General features: G+C 33.9%; 19 protein-coding genes, 2 tRNA genes and 2 pseudogenes. 10 read left to right on the forward strand and 13 right to left on the reverse strand.

The genetic code is table 11. The features are described 5' to 3' along the window. The first annotated feature begins 51 nt into the window (after nt 1-51). Nucleotides 52-912, forward strand: a complete 861-nt coding sequence (locus I5M07_RS10875) for a hypothetical protein (RefSeq protein WP_200106471.1) — start codon at nt 52-54, stop codon at nt 910-912. An 89-nt stretch (nt 913-1,001) separates the two neighbouring features. On the opposite strand, the gene I5M07_RS10880 is transcribed toward I5M07_RS10875, so the two are convergent. The 8 genes and pseudogenes from I5M07_RS10880 to I5M07_RS10910 form a co-directional block, all read right to left on the reverse strand. Beyond that, the gene (locus I5M07_RS10880) at nt 1,002-1,769 is read right to left on the reverse strand and encodes a class I SAM-dependent methyltransferase (protein WP_200106472.1); all 768 of its coding nucleotides are present in this window, start codon (nt 1,767-1,769) and stop codon (nt 1,002-1,004) included. A 56-nt stretch (nt 1,770-1,825) separates the two neighbouring features. Next, nucleotides 1,826-2,241: pseudogene (locus I5M07_RS10885) on the reverse strand (GxxExxY protein). Nucleotides 2,242-2,301: 60 nt separating this feature from the next. Continuing rightward, nucleotides 2,302-3,120, reverse strand: coding sequence for a type I methionyl aminopeptidase (map, locus tag I5M07_RS10890; protein ID WP_200106473.1), 819 nt, complete (start codon nt 3,118-3,120; stop codon nt 2,302-2,304). Between the two features lie 43 nt (nt 3,121-3,163). Then, nucleotides 3,164-4,552 (reverse strand): TolC family protein, encoded by a 1,389-nt coding sequence (locus I5M07_RS10895; protein WP_200106474.1) that lies wholly within the window; start codon nt 4,550-4,552, stop codon nt 3,164-3,166. Then, entirely contained in the window at nt 4,552-5,898 is a 1,347-nt protein-coding gene (locus I5M07_RS10900; protein ID WP_200106475.1) for an HlyD family secretion protein, read from the reverse strand. Before I5M07_RS10900 ends, I5M07_RS10895 begins: the two co-directional genes overlap by 1 nt. 4 nt (nt 5,899-5,902) lie before the next feature. Then, nucleotides 5,903-6,547: an ATP-binding cassette domain-containing protein gene (locus I5M07_RS16115; RefSeq protein ID WP_394369059.1), complete on the reverse strand. Its 645-nt coding sequence runs from the start codon at nt 6,545-6,547 to the stop codon at nt 5,903-5,905. A 165-nt stretch (nt 6,548-6,712) separates the two neighbouring features. After that, a pseudogene (locus I5M07_RS16120) lies at nt 6,713-7,561 on the reverse strand (ABC transporter transmembrane domain-containing protein); the annotation flags it as partial. Nucleotides 7,562-7,578: 17 nt separating this feature from the next. Beyond that, entirely contained in the window at nt 7,579-8,253 is a 675-nt protein-coding gene (locus I5M07_RS10910; RefSeq protein WP_200106477.1) for a TetR/AcrR family transcriptional regulator, read from the reverse strand. Nucleotides 8,254-8,469: 216 nt separating this feature from the next. On the opposite strand from I5M07_RS10910, the gene I5M07_RS10915 reads away from it, so the two are divergent. Next, nucleotides 8,470-9,696: a DUF445 domain-containing protein gene (locus I5M07_RS10915; RefSeq protein WP_233622042.1), complete on the forward strand. Its 1,227-nt coding sequence runs from the start codon at nt 8,470-8,472 to the stop codon at nt 9,694-9,696. Nucleotides 9,697-9,752: 56 nt separating this feature from the next. On the opposite strand, the gene gpmI is transcribed toward I5M07_RS10915, so the two are convergent. After that, complete coding sequence (gene gpmI / locus I5M07_RS10920) at nt 9,753-11,270, reverse strand: 2,3-bisphosphoglycerate-independent phosphoglycerate mutase (protein WP_200106478.1); 1,518 nt, start codon at nt 11,268-11,270, stop codon at nt 9,753-9,755. A gap of 387 nt (nt 11,271-11,657) precedes the next feature. Here gpmI and I5M07_RS10925 point away from each other — a divergent pair, with 387 nt between their 5' ends. Beyond that, the gene (locus I5M07_RS10925) at nt 11,658-12,377 is read left to right on the forward strand and encodes a murein L,D-transpeptidase catalytic domain family protein (RefSeq protein ID WP_200106479.1); all 720 of its coding nucleotides are present in this window, start codon (nt 11,658-11,660) and stop codon (nt 12,375-12,377) included. Here the strand turns inward: I5M07_RS10925 and I5M07_RS10930 are convergent. Next, nucleotides 12,366-13,970: a L,D-transpeptidase family protein gene (locus tag I5M07_RS10930; protein ID WP_200106480.1), complete on the reverse strand. Its 1,605-nt coding sequence runs from the start codon at nt 13,968-13,970 to the stop codon at nt 12,366-12,368. The two genes, I5M07_RS10925 and I5M07_RS10930, sit on opposite strands and share 12 nt — an antisense overlap. A 243-nt stretch (nt 13,971-14,213) precedes the next feature. Between I5M07_RS10930 and I5M07_RS10935 the strand changes: the two genes are divergently transcribed. Then, nucleotides 14,214-14,286: transfer RNA gene (locus I5M07_RS10935), tRNA-Gly, on the forward strand. Nucleotides 14,287-14,341: 55 nt separating this feature from the next. Next, nucleotides 14,342-14,414 (forward strand) — tRNA-Gly (locus I5M07_RS10940). A 34-nt stretch (nt 14,415-14,448) separates the two neighbouring features. Here the strand turns inward: I5M07_RS10940 and pepE are convergent. Beyond that, a complete protein-coding gene (gene pepE / locus I5M07_RS10945) occupies nt 14,449-15,156 on the reverse strand; it encodes a dipeptidase PepE (RefSeq protein ID WP_200106481.1) in 708 nt (235 codons plus the stop codon). A gap of 157 nt (nt 15,157-15,313) precedes the next feature. On the opposite strand from pepE, the gene I5M07_RS10950 reads away from it, so the two are divergent. From I5M07_RS10950 to I5M07_RS10970, 5 genes are all read left to right on the forward strand, one after another. Then, nucleotides 15,314-16,054: a peptidase associated/transthyretin-like domain-containing protein gene (locus I5M07_RS10950; RefSeq protein ID WP_200106482.1), complete on the forward strand. Its 741-nt coding sequence runs from the start codon at nt 15,314-15,316 to the stop codon at nt 16,052-16,054. Next, nucleotides 16,041-16,766, forward strand: coding sequence for a hypothetical protein (locus I5M07_RS10955; protein ID WP_317191324.1), 726 nt, complete (start codon nt 16,041-16,043; stop codon nt 16,764-16,766). The genes I5M07_RS10950 and I5M07_RS10955 overlap by 14 nt, the downstream gene beginning before the upstream one ends. Next, nucleotides 16,756-17,511: a hypothetical protein gene (locus I5M07_RS10960; protein WP_200106484.1), complete on the forward strand. Its 756-nt coding sequence runs from the start codon at nt 16,756-16,758 to the stop codon at nt 17,509-17,511. Before I5M07_RS10955 ends, I5M07_RS10960 begins: the two co-directional genes overlap by 11 nt. 133 nt (nt 17,512-17,644) lie before the next feature. Next, nucleotides 17,645-17,971, forward strand: a complete 327-nt coding sequence (locus tag I5M07_RS10965) for a Sec-independent protein translocase subunit TatA/TatB (RefSeq protein ID WP_200106485.1) — start codon at nt 17,645-17,647, stop codon at nt 17,969-17,971. Further along, nucleotides 17,971-18,537, forward strand: coding sequence for a phosphatase PAP2 family protein (locus tag I5M07_RS10970; RefSeq protein ID WP_200106486.1), 567 nt, complete (start codon nt 17,971-17,973; stop codon nt 18,535-18,537). The genes I5M07_RS10965 and I5M07_RS10970 overlap by 1 nt, the downstream gene beginning before the upstream one ends. A 59-nt stretch (nt 18,538-18,596) precedes the next feature. Here the strand turns inward: I5M07_RS10970 and I5M07_RS10975 are convergent, their stop codons facing one another. Together I5M07_RS10975 and I5M07_RS10980 are read right to left on the reverse strand one after the other, a co-directional pair. Next, nucleotides 18,597-19,238 carry an O-methyltransferase gene (locus tag I5M07_RS10975; RefSeq protein ID WP_200106487.1) on the reverse strand — a complete coding sequence of 214 codons (642 nt, stop codon included), beginning with the start codon at nt 19,236-19,238 and terminating at the stop codon, nt 18,597-18,599. 126 nt (nt 19,239-19,364) lie between these two features. Next, nucleotides 19,365-19,664 carry a hypothetical protein gene (locus tag I5M07_RS10980; protein ID WP_200106488.1) on the reverse strand — a complete coding sequence of 100 codons (300 nt, stop codon included), beginning with the start codon at nt 19,662-19,664 and terminating at the stop codon, nt 19,365-19,367. Nucleotides 19,665-19,680: the final 16 nt, after the last annotated feature.

Raw genomic sequence — 19,680 nt, forward strand, 5'->3', positions numbered from 1 at the left:
TTAATTGTACCTTTATGTGCTAATTACTCTACAAAAAATAATAAAAAGCTTATGAAAAAAATAGTTTTTCTCTTTATTTTCGGATTTACATTAGGAAATATACAAGCGCAAGAGAGTGGTGTTTCCGACGATTCAAATAACGGAACTTGGTTAAATCATCGCTATACCATAAAATTAGGTGCTTATTTTCCGTTAAATACGACTGTGGTAAAAGTAGGAAACGAAAGCGGGAATATTGGAACTGAAATCGACTTTGCTAAAGATTTGGGTTTCTCTAATTACAGTACTTCTTTTGTTGCCGATTTGAACTGGAGAATATCCCGAAGATCGAGTTTGGGTTTTGAGTATTTCCATTTGAATAGAAGTGCTACCAAAACGTTAGAAAAAGACATCGAATTTGGAGACAATACCTATAATGTAAATGCAAGAGTGAGTTCCTTTTTTGATTCGCAAATACTTCGCGTTTCATATGGTTATTCGTTTATCAGTAAACCAAAATTTGAAGCAGGTGCTTTAATTGGTGCCCACGTTCTTTTTACTGATGTAGGTATGCGACTTGAAACCAGCAGTGGAAGTGGAGCAGAAATTAAGGATAATTTTGATTTTGTGGCACCTCTTCCAGATATTGGACTTTGGGGAAATATAGCCATTGCTAAAAATTTGGATTTATTCCTTAACGGAAATTATTTTTATATAGAAGTAGGGGATTATTCGGGGCGAATTTTTAGTTACAGTGCTGCTTTTTCGTATAATGTACACCGTAATATTGATATTGAATTGGGTTATACTGGACTTAATTTTAAGGTAGATATGGAAAAAGAGCGTTTAAACGGATTTTTAAAATGGGGTTACAATGGGCCTGCTTTAAAAGTAGCCTATGTTTTTGGTCGTCCGATTAAAATTAAAAACTAACTTCTTATTTGTAGTTTAGAAAACAAAAAACAGGCAAATTCTTAAAAAGTAATTTGCCTGTTTTTTTATTGCTATTATTTGTTTGCTGCTTAATTTTTAAAGCAAAGCGGAATAATTTCTCCTGGTGCCAAACAATATTTTTTTACCAATTCGGGTGCTATTTTTTTGGTGTAATCTTCTTCAATTACAATAAAACCGATACTGCGTAATTTGTCAAAATAATCACGACCGTAAATACGTACATGATCGTATTGACCAAAAATTTGTGCTCTTTCTTTCGGGTCAGTAATTGTATCGTCGGTAAAAGTTGTTTCTCGGTTTAAATCTTGCGGAATTTGTAAAACAGCCATTCCTCCAGGTTTTAAAACTCGGTATAATTCCTCCATGGCCTTGGTGTCATCGTGTATATGTTCTAAAACATGATTGCATAAAATAACATCATATTCGTTGTCCTTAAAAGGTAAATGGCAAATATCTGCTTTTACATCGGCCAAAGGCGAATACAAATCGGTTGTTGTATAATCTAAATTTTTTTGTTTCCGAAAAAGCGAATAAAAAGCTTGCTCGGGAGCAAAATGCAATAGTTTTTTAGGTGCTGAAAAAAAATCGGTTTGATCTTGTAAATACAGCCACAACAAACGATGACGCTCTAAAGAAAGTGTGCTCGGAGATAAAACATTGTTGCGTTGTGTGCCGTATCCATAAGGCAAAAATGACTTAAAACTTTTACCATCAATTGGATCGGTAAATTGATTTCCTTTTAAAGCCATCGCCAATAATGGACGAGCCAAATAACTCATTCGAATCAAAACAGGACGCGGAATAGTGTTTAATGCAAGTTTGAAAAGTTTTTTCATCAGTGATTTTTTCACAAAGATTCTCAAAGGAAGCGCAAAGCAAAGGCTTACAGAGATTATGCTAAAGTTTTAGGTGTATTTATAAATCTTTTAATGTTATTTTTAAGGATAGTGCTTTTGTAATTCATTAGCAAACCCAAAGGGTAATTGCCCAGTTTTAAGTAAGTCAAAATTTGGGAAAATGTACGGGTGTAAAACTTTCAACAGTTTTTAACTCAATTACAATTTTATTTTCAACGAGTAAATCGATTCGGTAGCCTTGGTCAAGAATTAAACCTTTATAGTTAATTGGTAATGAAAGTTCCTTTACCACATTTAAGCCAGCATTTTTTAATTCAAAGTATAAACATTGTTGATATGCTGATTCTAGTAGTCCAGGGCCTAATTGCCGGAGAACCTCAATTGCTAATCCTATTATTTTATAAGAAAGGGCTTCAAGTTCTTTTGTTACGTTTTCAAATTCGTTGGACATTCTAAAAAAAAACTTTGTAAATCTCTATGTTTGCTTAGCGAATCTTCGTGAAATCCATTGTTATACAACTAAAGGCACTTTTCTAAATTCGTCTTCTTCGTTACTTTCAATTCCGAGTGCTTTGTAAATGTATTTAAAAGTCGATAAAATTTCAGGCTTTCCATCTATTAAAGCGACATCATGCTCAAAATGGGCACTTGGTTTTCCGTCGGCAGTAGTAATAGTCCAACCGTCTTTGTGTTGTTTGATATTTTTCGTTCCCAGATTAATCATCGGTTCGATTGCCACTACCATTCCTTCTACAAAAAGTTTACCACGCCCACGTTTTCCGTAGTTGGGCATTTCGGGATCTTCGTGCATTTTTTGACCTAAACCATGGCCTACCAATTCGCGAACCACACCATAACCGTGCGCTTCGTTGTATTTTTGAATAGCATTTCCTACGTCTTCTACACGATTTCCAGCCTTGAATTCTCGTATTCCAACATATAAGGATTCTTTTGCAACTTGTAACAGTTTTTTGGTTTCTGGAGCTACTTCGCCAATTTCAAAACTATACGCGTGGTCACCGTGAAATCCGTTTTTAAAAGCACCACAATCTACCGAAATTACATCGCCATTTTGAAGCGGTATGTTATTCGGAATGCCGTGTACTACTTGTGAGTTTGGACTCATACAAAGGGAATTCGGGAAATCATAAAGTCCCAAAAAGCTTGGAGTTGCGCCGTGGTCACGTATGAATTCTTCGGCCAATTTATCCAAATATAAGGTGGTTACACCTTCTTTAATTTCAGAAGCAATCATTCCTAAGGTTTTAGAAACGATTAAAGCACTTTCGCGCATCAACTCTATTTCTTCACGTGATTTTACTATAATCATAATTTCAAATTATCAGTTGGCAAAAGTACGATTTTAAAATTATTTAATTTGGATTTGCCATAATTTTAAAAAGTTCAGAATTTGATACGTAAAAACGGTTCGCTAAGCTAATTTCTGCCAGTTTAGCGCTAACCAAATTGTTTTCGCGAGTGTTGATTAAGAAAAGAGAACTTTCGCCAAACGAAAACAAACGCTCTTCTGAGTCCAACATTGTTTTGTTGTCATTAGCCAATTTTTTGATAATGGTTAATTGTTTGGTTAATGATTGTATTTCGGTTTGCTGCGCCTGAATTTTATTGGTAAGCTGCATGCGTTCTACATCCATCGTATATTCGGCTTCTTGAATTTTAAATTTGGTAAGTTTCAATTTACCTCGTTCTTTTCGTAAGAATAAAGGGAACGAAAAATCGACACCAATTTTGTAATTATCCCCATTAAAATCGTCCCAATAATTTGGTTCCGAAAGGTACGAATAACCCAAGTTGATTTTAGGCAACAATTCGTTAGCATTTAATTGTCGTTCCACATTTAAAATATCAATTTTACTTTGCAATGCATTGATTTTTGGGTGGTCTTCAATCGAAATGGAATCTGTTAATAATTGGTTGGTTCGCAAGGTTTCTTGAATGGTACTTTCAAGTTGTGTTTCGGGAATTATACCGTCTGCGAGTTCCATCGGAATGGCATTTTCTAGCCATAAAAAATTAGATAATTCTAACTTGGCTTTAGCTAGTTTTAAGTTTGAATCTTCCAAGCTTAACAAGCGGTTTTTTACTGTAATACCGGCTTCAATACTATCGATGGCTGGTTTGTCGCCTTGTTCTATTAATCCTTGAATTCCTGCGTATCTCGATTGCGCATTTTTGGTATAATTTTGATACAATTGTACCTCTTCGTAATTTTTTTTCCAATTAAAATAAGCCACCGAGGCATCGTATAAAACAGCAATTGCTTGTAGTTTTACCTCCGCTTCACTTAATTTAATTTGCATTTTGGCTTTTCTTAAATCGGCCATACGTTTGTTAATCCACAATCCTTGTCCAACCGGAACTGTAATGCCCAACGAAGCCAATCCATCAGTAGGTGTTTTGTGTTCGGGGTTTAAATAGTACCCTTCGTTATTTTCAAATCCTGCTTTTAATTCGATTCCATACCAAGTCGGAATTTTAAAACTGCTGTTTAATAACGAATAATATTCGGTGTCTTTGAATTGCTTTTTGGCATAATCCACTTCAATTTTAGGATCAAAAGCGCCGCGAGCCATCATCAAATCGGTTTGGGCTTTGTTCAAAATCAATTCGGCATTTTTTACCAACGGATGGTATTTTTTTACATAACCCAAAAATTCGTTGTAACTCAATTCTTCCGCAACAGGTTGCTGAGCCAAAAGCCATAAGGGGGTTAAAAATAATATGTAGAAAAGCTTTTTCATCATTTCTTTTCTTTGGTTGTTTTTGCTTCTTGTTTGTAATAATTTGGTGGGAAACCGTTTAAAACACGCCAAATTTCGAACCAAATTGGCACCGTATCCAATAAAGCTAAGGTTTGTGCTCCCGAACCAATACTTAATTCTTTAGGCCACTTGGCTTCGTTTTTATCAGGCGCAATTAAAACGCGGTATTTTCCATTCGGACTAATAAAGTTTTCGATGGCTACAATGGTTCCTCCAAAAGTTCCATACGAAATATCTGGCCAGCCCGAGAAAACAATAGTCGGCCATCCGTCGAACCAAACACGCACTTTTTCGCCTTTGTGAATTAACGGTAAATCGATAGGATCTACATATGTTTCAACAGCAATTTCGTAAGAAGAAGGCATTATCGTTGCAATGGCCGTACCTTCTTTTATGGTTTCGCCAATACCCGATTGTAAAGCACGGTTAATGTATCCGCTTTGTGCTGCTTTAATATAATACATGTTGTTACGAATGCTGTAATTGGCATGCTGGTTTTCGAGTTTGTTAACTTGCGCTTTGGCATCATATTGACTACTCAAAGCGGTAAATTTATCACTTTTAGATTTGGCCGCTTTTTCTGAATACTCGGCATTTATACGGCTAATTTCAACTTGAGCGTTAATCAAATCGTTTTTACTGCTTAATAATTTATTTTCTTGATTGATGATTTTAGCTTCGGCTTCTTGCAATTTCAATCTTTTTTCTTCTACATCGGTTAAGGGTTTTAACCCTTCGCTGTTAAGTTTAACCGCACGATTAAATTGAGTGGTGGCAATTTTAATTTGAGTATTAACTGCCACTAAATCCATACTGTCACTTTTTATTTTTAAATGTGCTTGTTTGATTTTGTTGTTGGCTTGTGCGAGCTTTAATTTTTTTTCGGCTTCAATGGCTTGCAGTTGATTTTCTAAACTCACTACTTTTGATTCGTAAGATTCAACGGCACTTTTTTTGGCGTCAACCTGATTTTTGGTGTTTGATACCAAATTAGGGTCCATGTATTCTTCTTTAATTTCCGAAATAAAAAGAATAGTATCACCTTTTTGAACAAAATCACCTTCTTGAACATACCATTTTTCTATTCGTCCCGAAATAACACTCTGAATAGATTGCGGACGTTGATTGGGTTTGAGTGTGGTTACGGCTCCAAAACCCGAAATGTTTTGTGTCCACGGCAAAAAAAGCATGGCCAAAGTGAGTATTGAAATACCAATTATAATTTTGTTTAAAATTTTATAATGCGTTTTATTTTCAAGCGTGCGAATGGTTTTAAATTCGTCTAAAGATTGCTTGGGTTTATTGTTGTCAGAAATATTTAACATGGTATTATTTTTTTTCGTCAGCTATTATTTTACCCTCTTCCATCGTGATGATGCGATTGCTTCTTGTTTTCCAATACGGATTTTTGGAAGAAACTATTATGGTCCATTTGTGCTCTTTTGCAGTTAGGAAATCAATAATTTCTTTGGCAACATTTTCATCCATTGTATCGGTTGGGTCTTCGTAAAAAAGAATTTTTGGTTTGCGGATAATGCTTCGCGCCAATAATATTTTTTTGACATTGGAAGAAGTGAGTTGTTTCGCTTCTGGAAAAATAGTAGTTTCAAGTCCTTTCGGCAACGATTTAATCAAGGAACTCAATTGCAAACCATTTATAACCCATTTCAAATCTTCTGCATTTATAGCGGGATCATTAAAAGTAATGTTTTCTAAAATGGTGCCTTCAAACGGTGTTTCGCCATTAATAATGCAGCCAATTTGCGAACGATATTGTTTCAAGTTGATTTTTTTAAACGAATCGTCGTTGATGTAAAACGACCCAGCAGATTGTTGTAATAATCCCGATAATATTCGGATTAAAGTGGTTTTACCCGAACCGTTTTTGCCCTCTAAAAAGATGTGTTCTCCTTGATCAATTTTTAAATTAATCATGCTCAAGGTTTTTTGATTGGCATTTGGAAAACGGAACATCAAGTTTTCGGTTTCTAAACTAATGTTGGTGTAGCAATTGTCGTAAGGTTCTTTGGTTTCTTCTTCTAAAGCCAAATCGGTAACCTGACCAATTTTTTCGGTGGCCGTTAAAACATCGTAAAAAGTTTCGAGTCCTAAAATGATTTTTTCTACCGAATTAATCACCAATAAAATAATAATTTCGGCGGCTACAAACTGACCAATATTCATTTCTTGAGAAATAACCAAATAACCTCCAACCGATAATAAAGTGGCGGTAATGAGTATTTTAAAACCAATCAATTGCATGAATTGGCGCTTGATTACATTAAAATGCTGTTCTCTGTAATTTAAGTAACTACCCACAATAATATCGTTTTTTTCTAATGCATATTTGTAGTTTAACTGACTTCTGAAACTAAAATTATTTCGCGCAATTTCTTGTAACCAGCTGGCAACTTGGTATTTGAACTTGGATTCTTTTAAACTGGTTTCCATTCCGGTTTTGTACGAAAATTTAAAAATGAAATACAATAAAAAGAATAACAAGATTCCGAAAATGATAAAAAACGGATGGTATAACGACAACAAGATGATTCCGAAAGCAATTTGTAATAAAGCAGCCGAAAAATCAATTAACAGTTTTGAAGTTCCTTTTTGAATGGTTAATGTATCAAAAAAACGATTAGCCAATTCGGGCGGATAGGAATTGTACAAGGCTTCGAATTTGATTTTTGGTAAACGGGTTGCAAATTCAAACGAAGAGCGAACAAATATTTTTTGCTGTAAATTCTCGGTTATACGCAGTTGCATCAACGATAAGATTCCGACCAAAGCCACGCCAATAATTACAATAATGATTAAAACAATCCAAGAAACACTGGCATGTCCGGATTGAATAAAATTAATAATAGCCTGAATTCCTAAAGGCAAAGACAAACTAATTAACCCAGCAAAAATGGCGTAAAAAAATATTTGAATAACATCTTTTTTGTCGAGTTGTAATAGGTTATAAAATCGTTGTAATGGTGTCATAGTTCAAAAATTGTATTTTATTTTTTTAAAATCCGCAAAACTAAATCAAAGTAAAAAGTGGTAACACTTGTTGGTGATTTGCAATCGGTTATGGTGTGTAAATGATCGTTTAAAAAATGTTGGTGTAAACTACCTTCAACGATGGTTGAAGCCAAACTTTTAGCATAAGGATAATTCGGATTGGCATCGAAAATAAGTGCTGCCAAATCGTTAATTATGTTTTTGTACACTAAAAAATAACCTTCTTTATTATCATCGTCAACCTCTTTTGTATACAGCGCTTTATTAAATTCGGATATAATAATTTTATTTAAAATAGATTCGTTTATATGTAAGGTGCTGTCGTCATCTACCACTTTTTCGGTTATTACAGCAATAGCTTTGTTTAATTTTTCAATCGGATTAGTTATGTTATGGATAGCGAATTTTATTTTGTATTCCATCCAACTCCAATACCAAGTAGAAAGATAAATTACCAATTTGTGTTTGTTTACAAAATAGCGGTAAATAGAACTTTCGTTCGAGCCAATTCGTTCGCCTAATTTCTTAAAAGTAAAATGTTCTAAACCGATTTCATCAATTAACAAGATGCTGTTTTGGATGATTTTTTTACCCAATTCAGATGTTTCTGGATCTTTTAGATACAGTTTTTCGTTAACTTTTATGTTTAAATTGCCTAACAAAGTACTCATTTTAAAGTCTCTTTTCAACAAAATTAATAGTATTACTTTTGATTCTGCGCTTTTAACAATTAATTATAGGATCTTAAGGCGAATTCTAATGTTATTTTAATCTTGGTTTAAGTTACTCTTATTTCTGGATGAATTTACTGACTTTATTTGACTGTTTGAGTCATTAGTTTCGAAAAGAAATGGGTAAATTAGCAGTAAAGAAAAAAAAGGAACGATTTGGAAAAAAATACTGATAAAAAAACGGATTTAGCAAAAATGAAGCAATTGGCATTGGCTGTTTTGGCTCTTGCAGTTGTTCTTTTTTTTGTGGCGCATCATTATAAAATTGCTTGGCTTAAAGCGTTTAGCGAAGCCGCAATGGTTGGCGGAATAGCTGATTGGTTTGCTGTTGTAGCTCTTTTTAAACATCCTTTGGGAATTCCGATTCCGCATACGGCGCTTATCCCGAATAATAAAGATGCTATTGGTGAAAATTTAGGAAATTTTGTTTCAGATGAATTTTTAATAAAAGAAAAACTGGAAGTTAAAATAGACGAATTTGATTTTGCTACTAAAGCTACCAATTGGTTAAAAGAAGAAAAAAACGCTCAGAATATTTCGAATTTAATTTCCGAAAATGTTATTCCGGGTATCTTAAAAACAATTGATGATACCGATGTTAAACAGTTTTTACAAACGCAATTTGAAGCCAAACTTCAAGAAATTAATTTTAGCGAATGGCTGGCAATTGGTTTAGAATCGGTTTTTAATGGCGAAAAACAATCGAAAGCTATTTCAAAAATAATTGGAATTTTAGCCAGCGAACTGCAAGCGAGCAAAGAAGAAATTAGAGAAAAAGTTAAAAAATCGACACCTTGGTATACGCTGGGTGTAGCCGATAAAAAAATTGCCGACGGTGTGTTTAATGGCTTATACGAATTTTTGTTAATGGCTAATGAACCAGAAAGTACCATTCGTAAAAAAATTAATTTGTACCTGATGGATTTTATTGCCGATTTAAAGAATTCGGTCGAAATGCAGGAAAAAGTGAACTCTTTAATTGTTGATTTTGCTCAAAGACCCGAAATGCAAGACTATATTGGCTCTATTTGGCAAGATTTAAAATCGGCTGTTTTATCTGATTTAGAAAAAGGGGAGGAGTCGCGAATTAAAATAACAATTGCCAAAACAATTCAGAATTTTGGTATGAATATTCAAAATGACACGGTGATGATGGCCAAAATCAACACTTTTGTTCGAGTAGATTTATTGGATATTTTAATTCGTAACAAGCATGCCATTGGAAATTTAATTGCGACATCTGTTCAAAGTTGGGATAAAAAAGAAATTGCCGAAAAATTAGAATTGGAAGTCGGGAAAGATTTGCAGTTTATTCGGATTAACGGAACCGTAGTTGGCGGAATTGTAGGTTTGATTATTTATTGTGTGGAGCAATTCATCTAAAAAAAAATGAGCTACTTTATAAGAGTAACTCATTTTTAATTTATATAAATAATTTTTTATAGTAACGAATGTTGTGTCATTACTGCTGGTTGCGGCACACCCATCAATTCTAAAATGGTCGGCGCAATATCGCCCAAAACGCCATTTTGAATTGATTTTAATTCTTTATCAACCAAAATAAGCGGCACCGGATTGGTAGTGTGTGCAGTATTTGGTGTTCCATCTGGGTTAATCATTGTTTCACAATTTCCGTGATCGGCAATAACTAAAGTGGTGTAATTATTGGCCAAAGCGGCTTCAATAACTTCTTTTACACAAGCATCAACGGCTTCGCAAGCTTGTATTGCGGCACTCATAATTCCGGTATGGCCTACCATATCTCCGTTGGCAAAATTCAAACAAACAAAATCTACTTCGCCTTTGTTTAATTCGGGTACTAAAGCATCTTTTAATTCGTAAGCGCTCATTTCGGGTTTTAGGTCATAAGTGGCTACTTTTGGAGAATTTCTCAAAATACGACTTTCGCCTTCAAAAGGAGTTTCCCTTCCACCAGAAAAGAAAAAGGTTACGTGAGGGTATTTTTCGGTTTCGGCAATACGAATTTGTTTTTTACCTGCTTTTTCAAGTACTTCTCCTAATGTTTCGGTGATGTTATCTTTATTGTAAATTACTTTTACATTTTGATACGTTTCATCGTAGTTGGTCAACGTAACATAGTATAAGTTTAATTTATGCATGTTTTGTTCGTGAAAATCCTGTTGCGATAAAGCTTCGGTAAGTTCACGACCACGATCGGTTCTGAAATTAAAAAAGATAACCACATCTTCTTCATGAATGGTAGCAAGTGGTTTTTCCTCTGAATCAACCACAACAATTGGCGCTATAAATTCGTCGGTAACATCATTTTGGTAACTCGCTTCAATTGCCGAAACAGGATTTGATGTCTTGGTACCTTCTCCGTTAACAACCAAATCGTATGCTAATTTAACACGTTCCCAACGTTTGTCACGATCCATAGCATAATATCGTCCAATGACAGAAGCAATTTTTACCGGAGTTTTTTCGATATAATGTTGAAGGTTTTCAATATACCCCTTCCCCGATTTTGGGTCAACATCGCGCCCATCGGTAAAAGCATGAATGTAAACTTGATCCAATCCGTATTCTTGAGAAGCATCAATCAAACCTCTTAAATGCGAAGTATGCGAATGAACGCCACCGTCCGAAACTAATCCTAAAAAGTGTACTTTTTTATGGTTTTCTTTAGCGTATTTAAAAGCGTCAATTAAAACGGGTTCTTTGGCTAATGTTTTATTGGCAACGGCTAAGTTAATTTTGGCTAAATCTTGGTATACAATTCTTCCTGCACCTAAATTCATATGTCCCACTTCACTGTTTCCCATTTGGCCTTCAGGTAAACCGACATTTAAACCATCGGTACGCAATTGCGCGTGAGGATATTTAGTATATAAACTATTTATAAAAGGAACATTCGCGTTGTCTATTGCTGAAACTTTAGGGTCGGGAGATTTTCCCCAACCATCCAAAATCATTAGGATTACTTTTTTATTCATTGTAGTTTTTATTTTTAACAAAGATAATCGAAATGTAAAACCTTAAAAACTATCTGGGTTATATTTATGTTTTATAAAGTCGAGAACCCCAAAAAATCGTTATTTTTTTAAAATTGCCCTTCTTTTTTAAAATATATGTAGTGAGTTGTCTTGCAAATGGTTTTTTAAATATAGCTGAGACAAGCAATTAGAGGCAAATTGTTAATCGCTTTATAATCAGATTGTAATGTTTTAATGTAAGAATACTTCCAGTAAAGTGTGAAAGTTGTAACAAATAATGTTAAAAATGCAATAAATAAAAGGTAAAAAGAGTTATAAAGTTTTATCCGCTAATTAATTTTTATATTTTTGTCAAGCCTCGAAACAAATTTAACTTAAACGAAATCAATGATATACACTATTTTTCCTACGCTGTTATTTGCAATTTTGTCTTTTACTAATGCTGTTGGAGTTACAACTAAAGTAACCGAAAAAAAGCCCACGCTTGCGGCAGTTGTTAAACCTACTGTAGAAACAAAAATTGCTTCTTTGTACCAAAATTTAAAAAGTAATTCGTTTGAATTGCCTCAATTTGAGTGTTTCAACGAAGCGCTTCATGGTTTTTATCTTTTAAAAGATAAAGGTGTAATCCAAAAAAATATTTTAACGCTTATTGATTTTAGCAAATCGGCCAATCAAAAAAGATTGTGGGTAATCGATTTGACTACTAATACAATTTTATACCATTCGTTAGTTTCGCACGGAAGAAATACCGGTGAAGAATTTGCTACTTCATTTTCAAATACCAATTCATCTAATAAAAGTAGTTTGGGTTTTTACGCAACTGCCGAAGTTTATAACGGAAAACATGGTATGTCATTGCGTTTGGATGGTTTAGAAAAAGGTGTAAACGATAATGCTAGAGCCAGAGCGATTGTAATGCACGGAGCAGATTATTGCTCGGATTCGTTTATTCATAACAATAAGAGATTGGGTAGAAGCTTGGGTTGTCCTGCAATTCCTGAGAGCATGAAACGCGAAATCATTGAAACTATTAAAGGTAAATCGTGTTTGTATATTTACCATCCTTCCAGAAAAACCGAGACTTTACAACATTTAATTTCGTAATTTTCGATACAATTCGGCATCTAAATTGTAAATGTCTCGCCTAAATTGCAATTGATTGTTGTGGCTCCAAGCGGTCCAATACCATTGAAATAAATCGTATTTTTTGGTTATCGGAATTGCTTTTGTTTTTTCAGAAACGATTATCGAATCAATAATTTCGGCCGACCATTTTGTTTCGTCGTTTAATAAATGTTGCGCCAATTCTAACGGATTTTCTATCCGAACACAACCCGAACTTAATGAACGGTTTTGTCTTCCAAATAAATTACGGTGATTGGTGTCGTGTAAATAAACACTATGCGAGTTCGGGAATAAAATTTTCATGAGTCCCAACGAATTGTTTTTTCCGGGTTTTTGCACATATCGGTACGCCAACGGATTATTTTCATTCCAGTTTGCAGGAGCAACGGTATCTCCATTAGCATTCAAAATCGTGATGTTTTTTTTAGCGGTATAATTCCGATTTTTTTTCATTGCTGCGGTAATATCTTCTTTTATGATAGTAGGAGGCACGGTCCAAGTCGGATTAAAAACAATGGTTTTTAATGTTGAACTAAGAATTGGTGTTTTACGATTACTGCTTCCCACTACAACATTTCGGTTCAAAACGGTATCATTTTGTTCTACCACATGCAAACTGTAATTCGGGATGTTGACAATTACATAATCATTTTCTAAAACGGCATTGTACCAACGCCAACGTTCTAAATTGGCAATAATTTGTTGTCTTCGTTCTTCTTTCGAATGGTTTAAAGCCCAAATTGTTCCTTTTCCAATTACGCCATCGGCATGCAGCCCGTGTCGGGTTTGAAACTTTTTAACCGCATCTAAAGTTTCCCAAGAATAAATAGTATTCAAAGGTTCTTGCTGAGATAAATCGTGCCAATACTGCAACTTTTTCTTGATTTTAATTAATTCGGCCGTAGTGTCGTTAAGTACGATTTTTTCAACACCGGTAATTCTTACCGTTTTATCTTCCGGAAAAGTATTGATGATATGTAATGCTTTTAAAAGTTGTTGGTAGGTAGCAGTTTTGGGCTGACTTTCGGTTAAAGCCTTGTTTAAATCATCTTTGTTAAAAGCATCAATCAAAACTTGGTTTACATTAAAATCTTTAGGTTTCAAATCCCAATCAGTGTAAAGTTCTTTCGGATTCAGTTTTCCTTTGTATAAATGATTTAAAAATTTTTGAAAACTACCAGTTAGCATTACATCGTATTGAATCAATTCGTCATCGTTTAATTTTACAATGTTGTTTTCTAAATTTTGTAGTTTTTTAAAATTGTAATCGGATGCATTTAATCCGTAATTTTCTGAATTTTGAATTTGATTTAATACGAATTGTCTTTTTTTGAAGGAACTCCAAACCGTTTCGTAATTAGAAGAACGGTAGAAATTCCATAACAACTGGCTATGGAAAGATTTTAATTTAGAAGTATCAATAGGAATTGTTCGTTCGTCGTCTTTTACAATTTGTGGTGTGGGTATTTTCGAGGAATCGATAGCCGTTTTTTCAATAACAACATTTGGTGCCGTTTTTTTGCATCCAAAACAGAGTAAGAGTAAAATAATATAGCGTTTAAAAAATACCATAATGCTGTATTTGATAATTTAAAAAGTGTTAACATGTGAAATGGTAGGTAATTTGATTATAGGGTTCTGTTTCGTGTAAAATTACAGCACTATTGCCAATTTGAGGTTCATTTTTTGTTAAGATTCAAAATTATAACTTTTTAATAGTAAAGTTGTTACTAGAAATAGTGATTTTTTGATTTAATTTTTTCAAAAAAATTTGTTTTGAATTCAACTTATTATTTATATTTGCACCACCAAAATGCGGAAGTAGCTCAGTTGGTAGAGCTCCAGCCTTCCAAGCTGGTTGTCGCGAGTTCGAGCCTCGTCTTCCGCTCTAAATAAAATAGAGTTAATTTTAATTGCTTTTAATAATTACAATTACACTTTCTGCGGAAGTAGCTCAGTTGGTAGAGCTCCAGCCTTCCAAGCTGGTTGTCGCGAGTTCGAGCCTCGTCTTCCGCTCATAAAAAAAACCGAAACATTTGTTTCGGTTTTTTTATTTTAAATCACTAAGGTCGCTTCCGCTTGTGATTTTTTTTGGTGCTTGGTTGGCTTCAAATAAACGTGCGCTTAAATCTCCTTTTAGAGTAATTTTTTCTCCTTTAACCTCTAACCAACTTCCTTCTCGTAAACCCAAAACAGGTATGTTGTTAAAAGCGTGAAACTCTTTTATTCGGGTTTCTCGGGTTTCTCCCATGTGTTTTGATTGTAAATCGGCATCTAGATAATGCGGATTTAAGTTAAACGGGATTAATCCTAATGTTTGAAAACTGGGCGGATACACTATAGGCATATCGTTTGTAGTTTGTATAGAAAGACCACAAATGTTACTTCCGGCGCTTGTTCCTAAATAGGGAGTTCCTTTTTTTACTGTTTCCGATAAAACGGTCATAACTTGGTGGTGATAAAGTTGCTGAACCAGTAAAAAGGTGTTTCCGCCTCCAGTAAAAATAGCTTCTGCATTTTTTAAGGCTTTTGGTTTGTCTTCAAATTCATGAAGACCTTTAACTTCGATGTTTATTTTTTCGAAAGTTTCACGCACTTTGTCGGTGTATTCAGTATGTGAAATGCCACTTGGACGCGCAAAAGGAATGAAGACTATAGAAGTACAATTTTTAAAATGCAATTGCAATTCGGGCAAAAGGTATTCTAAATACGTGCCGCCATGCAATGTTGAGGTGCTGGCAATGATGATGTTTTTCATGAAAATTTGTCTCTTTTAGTGAGTTAAAGGTACAAAATAGGCAATTTGCCACTGCTTCTTTCTTTTTTAAATTAACATTTATTTACCATGTTATTAGTACTTAATTTGGAGGTGGTTGTTCTATTTTTACAAACTAATAGAGGCTAAGTGTTACTAAATGAGGTACTTGTTTTGCTTGATTTCATTCGTTTTTTTATCTGCTACTAAAGCTCAAAATGCTGCGGTTTTTCAGATAAATGGCATTGTGAAAATGAATGAAATTCCGCAAGAAAATATTTTTGTAATCAATAAAAATTCCGAAAAAGGGGTTCAAACCGATAGTGAAGGAAAATTTTATTTGTCCGTTAAATTCGGTGACGTATTGGTTTTTTCATCTATTTACACCAAAGAAAAAGAATTGAAAATTACGGAAGATTTAAATGTTATGAATGAAATAAGCATTGATTTATTTCCGGCGATAAATGAATTACAAGAAGTAGTGGTTCGCAATTACAGTGGTTTAAATGCGCGAGCATTAGGAATTATTTCTGCTGACCAAAAAACGTATACTCCTGCCGAACGAAAACTAAAATCTGCAACCGATTGGAAAGGCGCTGGAGGCGTTTCTTTTGATCCGGTGCTTAACTTAATTTCTGGTCGAACTGCGATGCTTAAAAAAGAGGTTGAGGTTGAAAAAAAGGAATTTTATATGTTGCTTTTAGACGAAATGTTCGATCAACATCATTTTGTAAATCGATTGCAAATTCCGACAGAATATGTAAAAGGCTTTAAATATTATGTGGTTGAAAATAAATATTTTACAAGGGTTTTAGATTCTAAAAATAAAACAGCAACTGAATTTTTATTAGGAGAATTAGCGCTGAAATACAAAGATATTCTTGCCTGTGAAAACGAATAATACACTCCTCATTTTTGTTTTTTTGATTACCCAAATTATTATTGGTCAAGCATTTCATTCCAAAGAAATTAACGGACAAGTGGTTGCCGATTCCGTTTCGGTCGAAGCAATTTCGGTTGTAAATAATACCACCCAACAAAGTACTGTTACGGATGTTAATGGTTTTTTTTCGATCATGATTAAGGAGGGAGATGTGTTGGTTTTTTCGGCTGTGAATTTAATCGGTCTAAAAAAACGAATTACTCCCGAAGATATGGCGCTTTCTTTTTTAATGGTTAAAATGCAAGCCAATAAAGTCGAATTAAACGAAGTTATAATTAATCAAAATTCCTCTATAACAGCCGAAAGTTTAGGTATTATTCCGTATGGTCAAAAAAAGTACACACCAGCCGAACGCAAAATTAGGACCGCTACTTCCACACCTATTGATGGGCTTTTGAACGCCATGTCAGGCCGGACTAAAATGTTGAAAAAAGAATTGGTGAATGAGAAGAAACAGCGTTATCTCTACAGATTAGAAACGTGGTATTCGGATGAGTATTATACCGAGCGCTTGAAAATCCCATTAGATTATATAAAAGGTTTTCAATATTATTGTGTAGAAAATACTGAGTTTATTCGTACCTTAGAGACTAACAATAAAACAATGAACATGTTTTTAATTACGCAATTGGCTCAGGAATTTTTAAATAAAATTGAAAATGAAAACTAAATTTTTTATCCTATCTGTGTTTTTAGTGTTTCTGCAAATGGGTTTTGCACAAACCAATAATAGGCAAATTCTACATGGGAAAGTGCAAAATGACTCGCTTACCATCGATAACGGCTATGTGTTAAATATCAATGCTCAAACCCGAACCACAATAGATAAAGACGGATTATTTGATATAATGGCCAAACCAAAAGATACTTTGTTGTTTTCTGGAATGGTTTTTCAATCAAAAAAAGTGATTTTAAAAGCAGTTGATTTTCAGGTAAAAATAGTGGTGATTACGTTGGAATTAGCTAATAACCAATTGAGAGAGGTTGTGGTGTCTAAGCAATTTAAAGATGAATCTTTAACGGGAAATAACCAGAGAATAATTGACGGACAATACGCAGCCGATTTACAAACAACGGCCGAAAATCAGGTAATGCCATCCAACCAAACTATAAAGTACGGAATGGATTTTGTTCGCATTTTTAAAGAAGTAAAAAAAGTAATTAAGCCTCAATCCGAAAATAGCGAAAAGTATATTGAAGATGTAGCTTTTTCAGAATATGCACAAGCTAATTTTAGTCCGTCGTTTTACAAAAACGATTTGCAGTTAAAAGAAGATGAAATTGATTTGTTTTTGATGTACTGTGCAAATGACAAAGAATCTAGAAAATATTTAGAGCCAGACCAAAAGTTTGAGCTAATGGATTTCTTAATCAATAAAAATAAGGAGTTTAAAAGAATTACTCTTTCCAAATAAGTCCATTTCTGCATCATCTTTTGTTTTAATTTTTGAAGTCAAGTTTCTAAAGCGCATAGGTTTTTTAAGTAAATTTTAAAAAACAGGGAGCCAAATTTTAATACCTTTGTGGCTACCTAAAAAAAATACAATTATGTTCGGAATAGGAGGTGGTGAATTAATTTTCATCCTATTTATCGTTTTAATGCTTTTTGGATCTGATAAAGTGCCTGAAATTGCTCGTACAATGGGAAAAGCGATGGCGCAACTTAAAAATGCCACAAACGATATAAAAAATGAAATTCAGAAAGGAGCCGAAGAAAATGGTTTTGATAGAAAATCATTAAATGAAATGACTGGCAACATCAACGAAGAAATTTCAAAAGCTAAAAATAGTTTGTTAGGCGATGCCACCCAAGAGTTTGAAAAAACCAAAGAAGATATTGATACGATTACGGGACCGATAAAACGCATGCGCTAATGTTGGAAAAAATACTGCAAAGCGATGTTAAATTATTGGTTTTTTTAAACGGATTAGGTTCAGAAACCTTTGATGGTTTGTGGCTCATTATTACCAAACAAGCTTATTGGACTCCCTTTTTTTTATTTTTATTTTATCTTATTTATAAAAAAATAGGTTCCAAACAGACTCTTTTTGTTTTACTGTTTATTGCTGTTCTTATTACCTGTACCGATCAAGTGACTAACTTGGTCAAAAATAATGTACAGCGTTTGCGACCTTGCAATAATGAGGATATTAAAGCTATAATCAGGATTGTGCAACAACGAAATTCGTTTAGTTTTTTTTCGGGACATGCTGCTAACTCAATGGCTGCGGCTACTTTTATATTTTGTTTGTTAAAGCCTTATTACAAATACATGTCTTTTTTGTTTTTATGGCCTTTAATTTTTGCCTACAGCCGTATTTATTTAGGATTGCATTATCCGATAGATATTTTATCCGGCTTTGTAGTTGGAATTGTTTTAGGGTTTACTTTTTTCAAACTCTATAAAAAAGCACAAGCTAAGTATTTCCCGATTTTATAAAAGATAAAAAAAACCGCAACAAATCTAAATTGTTGCGGTTTTTTTTCATGAAATTAAATTTACAATACTCTGCTTACCGTAAGGCCATCTCGAATGGGTAAAAGAACTGTTTCAACTCGTGGATCTTCGTTTACGAGAGTGTTGTATTCTAGTAATATTTGTGTACTGGTGTCGTTCTTTTTTACAGGTTCTAAAACTTTTCCGCTCCATAAAACATTATCCGATAGAATAATGCCGCCCTTATTCATTTTTGGTACGATTAAATTCCAGTAATTAATATAGTTTTCTTTGTCGGCATCAATAAAAACCAAATCGAATTTACAATCTATATTAGGTATGATTTCCTTTCCTTCTCCCAAATGTTGCGTAATTTGATTGCCCCAAGGCGATAAATCAAAGTATTTTCGTTGAAAATTAACCAATTCTTCTTTGATATCAATAGTATGTAAATGCCCTTTTTCTTGCATTCCTTCGCATAAGCATAATGTAGCGTATCCTGTATAAGTTCCGATTTCTAAAATATACATAGGACGAATTAATTTGGAAAGTATACTCAAAACGCGACCTTGAAAATGGCCGCTTAACATGCGAGGTAAAAGTATTTTTTGATACGTTTCCCTGTTTAGTTTAGCCAATAATTCGGGCTCTTTTTGAGAATGTTTTTCGATGTAATTTTCTAATTCTTCAGAAATAAAATGCATGGTCCAAAAGTTATTGAAATCGTAATGGTTTTCAAATTTTGCATAAAAGTACAAAATATTTTAGGCTACGATTCAATAAAAAAAGCCACTACTTGAGTGACTTTCATTTTTCAATTCGCGAAGTATTTACTTTTTAAGTTCTTTTTCAACGTCGTTGGCAGTTTTTTTAACGCCGTCTTTTACGTTAACAGCAGCTCCTTCAACAGCATCAACGCCTTTTTTGGTGGCATGTTTGATATCCTGTAGCGTACTGTCTATTTTTCCTGATGCGGTGTCTTTTTCATTTTTTAAATCATGCAACATTGTATCTAGTTTTTGACCAGGAGTTAATTCGGTTTCGGTTGTGTGGGTAGCTTCTTTTTTACATGATTGCATGCTTAAACTAAAAAGAGCTATGATGACTAAGGTTGTGATTGGTTTTTTCATACTAATAAAATTAAAT

Source organism: Flavobacterium agrisoli (genome assembly GCF_016522065.1).
In the GTDB taxonomy this organism is placed as follows: domain Bacteria; phylum Bacteroidota; class Bacteroidia; order Flavobacteriales; family Flavobacteriaceae; genus Flavobacterium; species Flavobacterium agrisoli.